The following is a 10,357-nucleotide window of genomic DNA, read 5'->3' on the forward strand; positions in this document are numbered from 1 at the left end:
GGGCGCGGCCTGCTTCAGGTCTTCGGGAATGGCCCAGATGGCGCGCGCCGGCACGCTCGAGGCCAGCACCGCGCCATTGCGGTCCATGATCTTGCCGCGCGTGGCGGACAGCGTCAGGGTGCGCTCGTAGCGGCGCTCGCCCTGCTGCTGCAGGAATTCGGTGGACAGCCCCTGCAGGAACAGCGCGCGGCCGGCCAGCACGGTGAAACCGCCGAACAGCAGGATCAGCACCAGGCGCGCACGCCAAGTGGGCAGCTGGCCGCGCAGCACCGGATTGTCGAAGAACGGAACGCGCTTCATTGGGCACCTCCGTTGGCCGGCACCGGCGCCTGGTTCAGGTACAGCGTGCGGTCCGGCACGATGGGAATCATCTTCAGGCTGTCGCGCGCGATCACGTCGACACGCGCATTGCGCGCCAGCTCGGCGCGTTCCAGCTGCAGGCGCCGCCAGTTGGTTTCCAGGTCGCGCGCCTGCGCCTGATCGCGACCCAGCTCGACGAAGAGCTGGCGCGACTGATACCGGCTGGTGACCAGGGAAATGGCCGACAGCATCAGCAAAGCCGCAACGATCAGGTTGACGCGACCCATCAGCGGCGCCCTCCCTTGCCGCCGCGGCGGGGCGGCGGCGCGAGATCGCTGCCGGGCAGCGAACCGATTTTCACGAACGCCATGCCGCCCTCGGCGGGCAGGGGCGTGGCGGTGCGTTCGGCGACGCGCAGCACCGCCGAACGGGCGCGCGCGTTGGCCGAGACTTCCTCGTCTTCGGCCAGCACGCGTCCCAGGGAACGCAGGACCGGCTGGGGCATTTCGCTTTCGCGCAGGGGCAGGCGCGCATGCGCGGCGGCCGGACGAGCCGCCGCCGCGATGCACTGCTTGACCATGCGGTCTTCAAGCGAATGAAAGCTGATCACCGCCAACCTCCCCCCTGGGGCGAGCAGGTCTAGAGCTGACGCGAGGGTGCGCGCGAGCTCTTCGAGTTCCCGATTGATGTAAATCCGTAGAGCTTGAAAGGTGCGTGTGGCCGGATGCTGCCCCTTTTCGCGCGTGCGGACGGCGCTGGCGACGCACTCGGCAAGTTCGAGCGTGGTGCGCAGCGGCCTTGTTGCGCGGCGAGCAGCAATCGCCTTTGCAACCTGAAAAGCAAACCGTTCTTCGCCATAATCCGCTATGACCTCCCGCATCTCATCCACACTGGCTTGCGCCAGCCAATCCGCCACCGTGGGTCCACGAGTGGTGTCCATCCGCATGTCGAGCGGGCCGTCCCGCATGAACGAGAAACCGCGCTCGGCATCATCGATCTGAGGCGACGACACGCCCAGATCCAGCATCACGCCATCGACCTTCTCGATGCCGAGCTGCCGCAATTCTTCGGCCATGGTGGCAAAGCCGCCATGCACCACCGTCACCCGGGAGTCCGCCGCCGCCAACGCATTGGCTACCGCGATCGCCTCGGGATCCTTGTCGAACACCACCAGGCGCGCCGCCGGGCCCAGGCGGCCAAGCAGTTCGCGGCTGTGACCGCCGCGACCAAAGGTGCCGTCCACGAAGACGCCGCGTTCCGCACGCGTAGCCGCGGCCGGCTCGTCGCCGGGCTGCGACCGTGCCGCGCCCTTGCCGCCGAAATCGGCCAGCAACAGCGCGTCCACCGTCGGCTCCAGCAGGACGGGCCGATGTTCGAATTCCATAACTCTTTCAGAACGAAAACTGATTCAACACATCCGGCATACCCTTGGCCAGATCCTCAGCCTCGCGGCTGGCCAGGGTAGCGGCATCCCACAGCTCGAAGTGGGCGCCCAGACCGAGCAGCATCACATCGCGCGTCATACCGGAAGCGTTGCGCAGTTCAGGCGCGATCAGGACGCGGCCGGAGCCGTCCAGTTCCACGTCCTGAGCGTTGCCCAGCAACAGCCGCTGCAACGCACGCGCCGTCATGGGAAAGGCGGCAATCTGCTCGCGCTTCTTTTCCCACTCGGGCCGCGGGTACACCAGCAGGCAGCCGTCTGGGTGGCGGGTCAGGGTCAGGCGGCCTTCCGCCTGCGCCATCAGCGCGTCACGATGCCGGGTCGGAATCGAGATCCGTCCCTTGGCATCCAGCGTGAGCGCGCTGCTTCCCTGAAACACCACTTTTACCCCACTTAATTGCACAATTTCCTACTATTTCCCACTCTACGGTATGGCAATGGGGCGGTCAAGCGCGCGGTTGCAATTTTTTCAATCACAACAAGGACTTAGAGCAACTTGTAAATGCGCAAAAAGAAAAACCTCCCAATAAATCAGGAGGTTGCGTCACTATCTAAAAGTGCTTCTTAAGAAGTGGCGGCTAACAATGCCTTTGCATTGTTTTACCCAGCCCGCTTGCCAAGGGTTGACGGGCGTTCCGCGCCAGATGGCGGATGGCCGGGCTTGAAAAAAGCCGGCCGGCGGCCCCGCTCCGATGAGAAATCCAATGCAAGACGGGTCTATAGGCCGGATTCTGTACGCCAGGTTTCCCTGGCGGGCGATCATTCCTCTGCGCGGATCATTGCTGAGCCGCTGTAGCCACCTACCCGCATGCTTGGACGGAGCCGCCCTTCGCGGCCCGAAAGCCGCACGCATGCCTATTTGATGTTGCTCCGGGTAGAGGTTGCCGCGTTTCACCCTGCGATGCCGCCGGCCGTTGCCGACCGGCGCGATACGGAGATGGCCGTATCGGTGCGCGACTGGCGCGCCCGCCCCGCAGACTCGTCTCTGTGGCCCTATTCCTCGACCGCGCCCGAAGACGCGACCGGACGGCCGTTAGCCGCTACCCTGCCCTGTGGAGTCCGGACCTTCCTCGATGGACTTGCATCCACCGCGACCGCCCGACCCGCCTTGCGGTGCGTATTCTAGTACAGGTCGCCGCTCCGTCCCCGAACCCCGGCGCGGGTTCCTGCGACAATACCGGTCTGATCCGCTCATCCGCCGCAAGAACGACCTCACTACATGGCTCTCGCAACGCTCATCACCCTGACCGACATCCAGCTGGCCTATGGCCACCATCCGCTGCTGGACCACGCCGACTTCGCCATCCAGGCCGGCGAGCGCATCGGCCTCATCGGCCGCAACGGCGCCGGCAAGTCCTCGCTGCTGCGGCTGCTCGACGGCCGCACCGTGCCCGACGATGGCGACATCGCCCGCACCTCGGGCCTGCGCGTGGCCACGGTCGAACAGGAACCGGAACTGGACGAAAACGCCACCGTCTTCGACGTGGTCTGCAATGTCGACGGCGACCATGAAGACTGGCAACGCCCGTCGCGCGTGCGCGCCGTGCTGGAAAAACTCGGCCTGCCGGCGGACGCCCAGATCGCCGGCCTGTCGGGCGGCACCCGCAAGCGCGTCGCGCTGGCCCGCGCGCTGGTCGAGGAACCCGATCTGCTGCTGCTGGACGAGCCCACCAACCACCTCGACTTCGACGGCATCGCCTGGCTCGAAGAGATGCTGCGCACCTGGAAGGGCGCCGCCGTCATCATCACCCACGATCGCCGCTTCCTGGATTCGGTGGCCACCCGCATCGTCGAACTGGACCGCGGCCGGCTGCTCAGCTTCCCCGGCAATTTCTCGCAATGGCAGGAGCGCAAGGCCCAGCGGCTGGAATCCGAGCGCCTCGAACAGGCTCGCTTCGACAAGCTGCTGGCCCAGGAAGAAGTCTGGATCCGCAAGGGCGTGGAAGCCCGCCGCACCCGCAATGAAGGCCGCGTGCGGCGCCTGGAACGCCTGCGCGTCGAACGCGCCGAGCGCCGCGAGCGCGTCGGCGATGTGTCGCTGGCGCTGGCCGAGGGCCAGCGTTCGGGCAAGATGGTGGCCGAACTGGAACACGTCGGCAAACGCTTTGGCGAGAAGATCGTGGTGGACGACTACTCCACCACCATCCTGCGCGGCGACCGTATCGGCATCATCGGCCCCAACGGCGCCGGCAAGACCACGCTGCTCAAGCTGATCCTGGGCGAAATGCAACCCGACAGCGGCAAGACCCGCATGGGCACCAACGTGTCGGTGGCCTACTTCGACCAGATGCGAGCCCAGCTCGACGAAAACGCGACGCTGGTCGACATCATCAGCCCGGGCAGCGAGTGGGTCGAGATCGGCGGCACCCGCAAGCACGTCATGAGCTATCTCGGCGACTTCCTGTTCTCGCCCGCCCGCGCCGGTTCGCCGGTGCGCAGCCTGTCGGGCGGCGAGCGCGCCCGCCTGCTGCTGGCGCGCCTGTTCGCGCGTCCCGCCAACGTGCTGGTGCTGGACGAACCCACCAACGACCTCGATATCGAAACGCTGGAGCTGCTCGAAGAACTGCTGCAGGAATACTCGGGCACGGTGCTGCTGGTCAGCCACGACCGCGCGTTCCTGAACAACGTCGTCACCCAGACCATCGCCTACGAAGGCAACGGCCACTGGCGCGACTACGTCGGCGGCTACGACGAATGGGTGGCCCAGCGCCCCGCCCCGGCGCCTGCCGCGGCGGCGGAGGAAGACGCGGCCAAGGCGGCGCGCGCCGCCGACGAAGCCGCGGCCCGCGCCAAGGCCGCCAAGCCCAAGCCGGCCCGCGCCGCCAAGATGAATTCGTGGGAACTGCGCGAACTCGAAGGCCTGCCCGAAGCCATCGCGGCGCTCGAAGCGCAGCAGGCCGAACTGGCCGGCAAGCTCGCCGACGGCAGCCTCTATCGCGATGCGCCGGCCGAAGTCGAACGCATCAACAGCGAGCTGTCCAAGCTGGAAAGCGAGCTCGAGGAAAAATTCGCGCGTTGGGAATTGCTCGAGGCGCGCCGCGAAAGCGCCCTCTGACGCGATAGCGGGACCGCCGCGACCGCGGCGGGTCCGTCACCACGCCCTCGACTTCAGCGCCCTCTATATATAGAGGGCGGCCGCCACCCACCATGTCCACATGGCGGCGGCCGGCATGCTCAGACTGCCGCGCGCCAGGCCAGCGTCTCGCCAGCGGCCAGCGGCACCAGTCCGGTGTCACCGAACGGCACTTCATCCGGAATCTGATAGCTCTCGCGCACCAGCGTCAGCTTGCCGGTATTGCGCGGCAGGCCGTAGAAGTCCGGACCGTGGAAGCTTGCAAAGCCTTCCAGCTTGTCCAGCTTGCCGACCGCGTCGAACGCGGTCGCGTACAGCTCCATCGCATGCAGCGCGGTATAACAGCCGGCGCAGCCGCAGGCGTGCTCCTTCAGGCCGCGCGCATGCGGCGCGCTGTCCGTGCCGAGGAAGAAACGCGGGCTGCCGCCGGTGGCCGCTTCCACCAACGCCAGCCGGTGGGTTTCGCGCTTGAGGATCGGCAGGCAGTACCAATGCGGCCGCACGCCGCCCTGGAAGATCGCATTGCGGTTGTACAGCAGGTGCTGCGGCGTGATCGTTGCCGCGATCGGCCCCTCGGCATCGCGCACGTATTCGGCGCCTTCCTTGGTGGTGATGTGCTCGAACACCACCTTCAGCGCCGGGAACGCGCGGCGCAGCGGCTTCATCACGCGCTCCACGAAAATCGCTTCGCGGTCGAACACGTCGATCGACGGATCCGTCACTTCGCCGTGCACCAGCAGCGGCATGCCGCATTTCTCCAGCGCTTCCAGCGCCTTGGCGCATTTGCCCAGCAGGTCGGTCACGCCGGCGTCGGAGTTGGTGGTCGCGCCCGCGGGATACAGCTTGACCGCGTAGACCTGGCCCGACTCGTGCGCGCGGAAGATCTCTTCGGCCGAGGTGTTGTCGGTCAGGTACAGCGTCATCAGCGGCGTAAAGGCGTCGGCATCACCGCCCGCCTTGGTCAGCGCGGCCAGGATGCGGCTGCGATAGGCCAGCGCCTGCTCGGTGGTGGTCACCGGCGGCTTCAGGTTGGGCATGATGATGGCGCGGGCGAATTGCCTGGCCGTGTCGGCCACCACCGCTTCCAGCGCCGCGCCATCGCGCAGGTGCAGGTGCCAATCGTCAGGGCGGGTGATGATCAGTTGATTCGTGTTTTGCGTGGACATGGAGAGCTTCTTAATCTGCCAGCGGCATGCCCCGTTCGGCCAGCGCGCAGAACATCGCGCTGCCCAGGGGGATGACGGCATCGTTGAAATCGAAATGCGAGTTGTGCAGCACGCAGCCGGAATCGGCCCCGCCCTGCCCCAGCCGGAAATAGGCGCCAGGCTTGCTTTGCAGCATGAAGGAGAAATCCTCCGACCCCATCGACGGTACCAGATCACGCACCACGTTTTCCTTGCCGATCATCTCGGTGGCGATGTCGGCGACCAAGTTGGCGTGCTGCGGCGTATTCAGGGTCGCGGGATAGATGCGTTCGTAGGTCAGTTCGGCGGTGCCGCCAAAGGCGCTGGCAATCGCCGTGACCAGTTCGCGCATGCGCGTCTCGACCATCTCCTGCACCGACTTGCGGAACGTGCGCACCGTGCCCACCATCCGGGCCTCGCGCGGAATCACGCTCATCGCGCCGGGATGGCCCGCCTGCAGCGAGCCAATGGACACGACGGCGGAATCCAGCGGATTGACGTTGCGCGACACGATGGTCTGCAGCGCCGTGATGATCTGGCCGGCGATCGTCACCGGGTCGATCGTCTGATAAGGATGCGCGCCGTGGCCGCCGCGGCCGGTGATCAGGATCTCGAAGCGGTCGGCCGCCGCCATCATCGGCCCCGGATTGATGCCGATGGTGCCAGGCTTCAGGCCGGGCCAGTTGTGCAGCGCATAGATGGCGTCACAGGGAAAGGTGTCGAATAACCCATCCTCCATCATGGCTTTGGCGCCGCCGCGCCCTTCCTCGGCCGGCTGGAAGATGAGGACGGCCGTGCCATCGAAATTGCGCGTCTGCGCCAGGTACTTGGCGGCCCCGATCAGCACCGCCGTATGGCCGTCGTGGCCGCAGCCGTGCATCAGGCCCGGCTTGGTCGACTTGTGCCCGAACTCGTTGTCCTCCGTCATCGGCAGCGCATCCATGTCGGCGCGCAGGCCGATCATGCGGCCGCTGTCGCAGCGCTTGCCGCGGATGACGCCCACCACGCCGGTCTTGCCGATACCCCGGTGCACCTCGATTCCCAGCGCCTCCAGCGCGCCGGCAACGATCCCGGACGTCCGGACTTCTTCGAAGCCAAGCTCGGGATGGGCATGCAAGTCGCGCCGCAGCGCCGTCAATTCGTCATGAAACAGCCGAATTGATTCCAAAGGAGAACGTGCGTACATAGGAGGTTACAGAATGACGTGAGAGGGGGGACAGTCGGGATATTTTAGTTGCTACAGAGGATAAATGCCTTTGTCTTTACCGGAGAGACACGTTATGCTCCGGCCGCAGGACAATTTTTCCAACAGCCAGAGAAGGAGCGCCGCATTATGGCCACAACCTCCAAACCCGCGACCGCGCGCAAGCCGAACGCTGCATTCATGAAGCCCCTGACTCCCAGCGCCGAACTGGCTGCTGTGATCGGTTCGGAAGCCGTGCCGCGCACCGAGGTCACCAAGAAGATCTGGGAATACATCAAGAAGCACAACCTGCAAGATGCGAGCAACAAGCGCAACATCAACGCCGATGCCAAGCTGCGCCCGATCTTCGGCAAGGATCAGGTCACGATGTTCGAACTGACCAAGCTGGTCAACGCACATCTGAAGTAAGCAGGCAAAGGGCGTACCCGGTACGTCCCTGCCTCGATACTGTCGCGACGCCCTGGCTTGAACGCCGGGCGGACCCGACTTCCGGCGATTCCCGCCACCGCAGGCTTTCCGCCTTGCGCAGCCAGTCCCACACCCGCGATGGGCACGGCTCTCCTCCCCCTCCATATCCGTTTGCATGCGAACGCTGTCGCGTCCAATCGCTTGGACAACGTCGTCCCGGTCTTGATCGATCGAGAGATACGCGCCCGTTCTGAATGCGTGTTGCACAGCGAAGGCCCGCGATATCTCGCGGTTCGCAATGTCCGACACGCCATGGCCTCCCCTCATCCCCTTGCGCGGAACGCCCTGTACGGCATCGCATCCGCGATGCCGTCGATCACATTAGTCATTGCCCGCAAAGCCTTGCCCAGCCTGGCTCTTCAGCGTTTCGCCAGCGCCGGCGAGAGGCGCGATTTGCGCGCCTCCTCGAGCAACCAGGCGCGAAATGCCTGTGCGTCCGGCCGCTGTGCGGCCGTGCGCGAAGATACCAGCCAATAGCTATAGTCGTTGGGCAGCACCTGATCGAACAGGCGAACCAGCTTGCCGGCGCGCAGATCATCCGCCGCCAACATCAAGCGCCCCAGCGCCACGCCCACCCCATCGGCCGCCGCTTGCAGCACCAGCGCGGCATCACTGAATTGCACGCCCTGCGTCAGGTCCAGCGACACCCGCGCCAGTTCGCACCACTGGCGCCATGCCGCGCGTGGCTCGTCGTGCAGCAGCATGACGTTCGCCAGGTCGGCGGGCTCGGACAAGGCCGGCGGGCCTTCCACCAACCGGGGATGGCACACCGGACTCAGATACTCCCGCGCGATCAAGTCCGACTTCAGTCCCGGCCAACGGCCCAGGCCGGAGCGGATGCCAAGATCGAATTCATCATCGCCCGGCCACAAGCGCGCCGAGCTGGCGACACGGAACTCGATCTCGGGATGACGTTGGCGAAACGCCGGCAGACGCGGCAACAGCCAACGCGAGGCAAAGGAAGGCAGCGCCGTGATCCGCAACGGCCCCTCGCGATGCTCACGCGCCTGCTCCGTGGCGGCCGCCATGCGGTCAAATGCGAGCGATAGCTCATCCAGATAAGCCTGCCCCTTGTGCGTCAATGCCAGCGCATGACCACGCCGGACGAACAGCTCCCGGCCCAGCCATTGTTCCAGCGCCCGCACCTGGTGGCTGATGGCCGCCTGCGTTACGCACAGCTCGGCCGCCGCGCGCGTGAAACTCAGGTGACGCGCAGCGGCTTCAAAGGCGCGCAAGGCGCCGAGCGGAGGCAAGCGTCGCATGAACTCGATTAGCCTGAGTTATCGAAGGCATGAGAATAGATCGTTTTGCCAGCCTCGGTAAGCCCCGTTTAATGGCGGCTTCGCCGGTGCTCAGCCCAATACGCGCGCCGGTCCACGGCCAGCCAAGGAGCGGCAATGACGGGATGGGAAGTCTGGATGGCGTTTGTCGGGTATGCGGTGCCCATGATCATCAGCCCCGGGCCGGGCAATACGCTGCTGGCCACCGCGGGTGGCCGCTACGGCTTGCGGGGGTCCGTGCCCTTCTGGGTCGGATTCGAAGCCGCGAACCTGGCGCTGTGCGCGCTTTACGGCCTGGGCCTGGGCGGCGCCCTGCATGAGCATCCGCAGATCCACGTCGTGCTGAAGTGGATGGGCGTCCTCTACCTGCTTTATCTGGCCTGGGGCTTCTTTCGTGCATCGGCCAAACCCGCAAGCCAGGCCGCCGACACCCGGCCGCTCGGCTTCGTCGACGGCTTCATCTGCGTGATCCTGAATCCGAAAATCCACTCGATGATCGCGGTCATGTTCGCCCAGTTCCTCATGCCCGGCGTCAGCCTGTCGCTGCAGGTCGGGCGGCTCAGCGCAGCATTCGTGATCCTGGGCCTGTTCTGCCATTTTCCCTGGATCTACGGTGGCAAGGTCATCCTGGGACGCTTCAATTCGCCGCAGGCGCTGCGCATCCAGGCCAGGGTATTCGGCAGCGCCATGTTGCTGGTCGCGCTGTACGTCGTATTGAACGGATAAAAAAAGGCCGGCATCAGCCGGCCTTTTTTGCTCGAGAACCTGGAATCAGGCGTAGGAGGTCGGCGCAACGCCGTCCAGCAGGGCCAGCCAGCCCTTGATCAGGCGGTACAAGCCCCACACCACCGTCGCGACCACGCCGATCCAGCCAATATAGATGATCAGCGCCAGGCAGCTGATGGCCAGCCACAGCAACGCCCACCAGAAGGTGCGCAGCAGCCAGTCGAAATGGGCGGCATAGACGGTGCCGGCGACGTCCGAACGCTTCAGGTACATCAGCACGACGGCCGCCAGCGTGGCGATGCCCAGGAAACCACTGGTCAGAAAGCCCAGGGCGAACAAACCATAGGCCACATGGGTCAGCGTGCGCAGGTCTAATGCCGTACCGGGCGCGGGGGTCTGGGTATCACTCACGATTACGCTCCAACAATTGACTCGGTCAATCTTACCGCACAAACCCAGCCGGCCCACGAGCGTTGTTATTTGGGCACATTCAATGCTGGCGCGGGTTGCAGGCTTGCTCAAGGTGATTTTGGCACACCGTTTTCAGCGTTCGGAAGATCACGGCGTCGATGATTACGCCGTTGTGGCGGCGGTCTTGAAAACCGCTGCGAAGGCGGCAATGCGGCGTCTTGAAAACGCTGCGAAGGTGGCACTGGACGGTCAGCGAGCCGTCTTGCAGAG

At 65.3% G+C, this 10,357-nt stretch carries 11 protein-coding genes, 1 other RNA gene and 1 pseudogene; 3 read left to right on the plus strand and 10 right to left on the minus strand.

What is annotated here, in order from left to right; all coding sequences use genetic code 11:
* The 5 genes and pseudogenes from AOZ49_RS06655 to rnpB all read right to left on the minus strand — a co-directional run.
* Window positions 1-300 (minus strand): annotated as a pseudogene (locus AOZ49_RS06655) (penicillin-binding protein 2); the annotation flags it as partial.
* On the minus strand, window positions 297-587 hold the full coding sequence (ftsL, locus tag AOZ49_RS06660) for a cell division protein FtsL (RefSeq protein ID WP_006392948.1): 291 nt from the start codon (window positions 585-587) through the stop codon (window positions 297-299). The pseudogene AOZ49_RS06655 and the gene ftsL, both read right to left, overlap by 4 nt.
* Window positions 587-1,684, minus strand: coding sequence for a 16S rRNA (cytosine(1402)-N(4))-methyltransferase RsmH (rsmH, locus tag AOZ49_RS06665; protein WP_054433497.1), 1,098 nt, complete (start codon window positions 1,682-1,684; stop codon window positions 587-589). Before rsmH ends, ftsL begins: the two co-directional genes overlap by 1 nt.
* Before the next feature lie 7 nt (window positions 1,685-1,691).
* Window positions 1,692-2,120, minus strand: a complete 429-nt coding sequence (gene mraZ, locus AOZ49_RS06670) for a division/cell wall cluster transcriptional repressor MraZ (RefSeq protein WP_006392946.1) — start codon at window positions 2,118-2,120, stop codon at window positions 1,692-1,694.
* 325 nt (window positions 2,121-2,445) lie between these two features.
* Window positions 2,446-2,851, minus strand: an RNA gene (gene rnpB / locus AOZ49_RS06710) — RNase P RNA component class A.
* 109 nt (window positions 2,852-2,960) lie between these two features.
* Between rnpB and AOZ49_RS06675 the strand changes: the two genes are divergently transcribed.
* Window positions 2,961-4,796, plus strand: a complete 1,836-nt coding sequence (locus AOZ49_RS06675; protein WP_054474675.1) for an ATP-binding cassette domain-containing protein — start codon at window positions 2,961-2,963, stop codon at window positions 4,794-4,796.
* Between the two features lie 119 nt (window positions 4,797-4,915).
* On the opposite strand, the gene pyrC is transcribed toward AOZ49_RS06675, so the two are convergent.
* Together pyrC and AOZ49_RS06685 are read right to left on the minus strand one after the other, a co-directional pair.
* On the minus strand, window positions 4,916-5,995 hold the full coding sequence (gene pyrC / locus AOZ49_RS06680; RefSeq protein ID WP_156355608.1) for a dihydroorotase: 1,080 nt from the start codon (window positions 5,993-5,995) through the stop codon (window positions 4,916-4,918).
* Window positions 5,991-7,184, minus strand: coding sequence for a M20 aminoacylase family protein (locus AOZ49_RS06685; RefSeq protein WP_054433494.1), 1,194 nt, complete (start codon window positions 7,182-7,184; stop codon window positions 5,991-5,993). Before AOZ49_RS06685 ends, pyrC begins: the two co-directional genes overlap by 5 nt.
* A 147-nt stretch (window positions 7,185-7,331) precedes the next feature.
* Between AOZ49_RS06685 and AOZ49_RS06690 the strand changes: the two genes are divergently transcribed.
* Window positions 7,332-7,610, plus strand: a complete 279-nt coding sequence (locus tag AOZ49_RS06690; RefSeq protein WP_006217453.1) for an SWIB/MDM2 domain-containing protein — start codon at window positions 7,332-7,334, stop codon at window positions 7,608-7,610.
* Between the two features lie 419 nt (window positions 7,611-8,029).
* Here the strand turns inward: AOZ49_RS06690 and gcvA are convergent, their stop codons facing one another.
* The gene (gene gcvA, locus AOZ49_RS06695) at window positions 8,030-8,932 is read right to left on the minus strand and encodes a transcriptional regulator GcvA (RefSeq protein WP_054474677.1); all 903 of its coding nucleotides are present in this window, start codon (window positions 8,930-8,932) and stop codon (window positions 8,030-8,032) included.
* 135 nt (window positions 8,933-9,067) lie between these two features.
* On the opposite strand from gcvA, the gene AOZ49_RS06700 reads away from it, so the two are divergent.
* On the plus strand, window positions 9,068-9,676 hold the full coding sequence (locus tag AOZ49_RS06700) for a LysE family translocator (protein WP_054474678.1): 609 nt from the start codon (window positions 9,068-9,070) through the stop codon (window positions 9,674-9,676).
* Window positions 9,677-9,721: 45 nt separating this feature from the next.
* Here the strand turns inward: AOZ49_RS06700 and AOZ49_RS06705 are convergent, their stop codons facing one another.
* On the minus strand, window positions 9,722-10,087 hold the full coding sequence (locus tag AOZ49_RS06705; protein WP_035359985.1) for a DUF4870 family protein: 366 nt from the start codon (window positions 10,085-10,087) through the stop codon (window positions 9,722-9,724).
* A gap of 79 nt (window positions 10,088-10,166) precedes the next feature.
* Window positions 10,167-10,357, minus strand: a 191-nt coding sequence (locus AOZ49_RS33360; protein WP_231690260.1) for a hypothetical protein, incomplete at its 5' end; no start/stop codon positions are given.

The sequence above is a fragment of the Achromobacter sp. 2789STDY5608615 genome (assembly GCF_001298995.1).
Classification (GTDB): Bacteria; Pseudomonadota; Gammaproteobacteria; order Burkholderiales; family Burkholderiaceae_B; genus Achromobacter; species Achromobacter insuavis.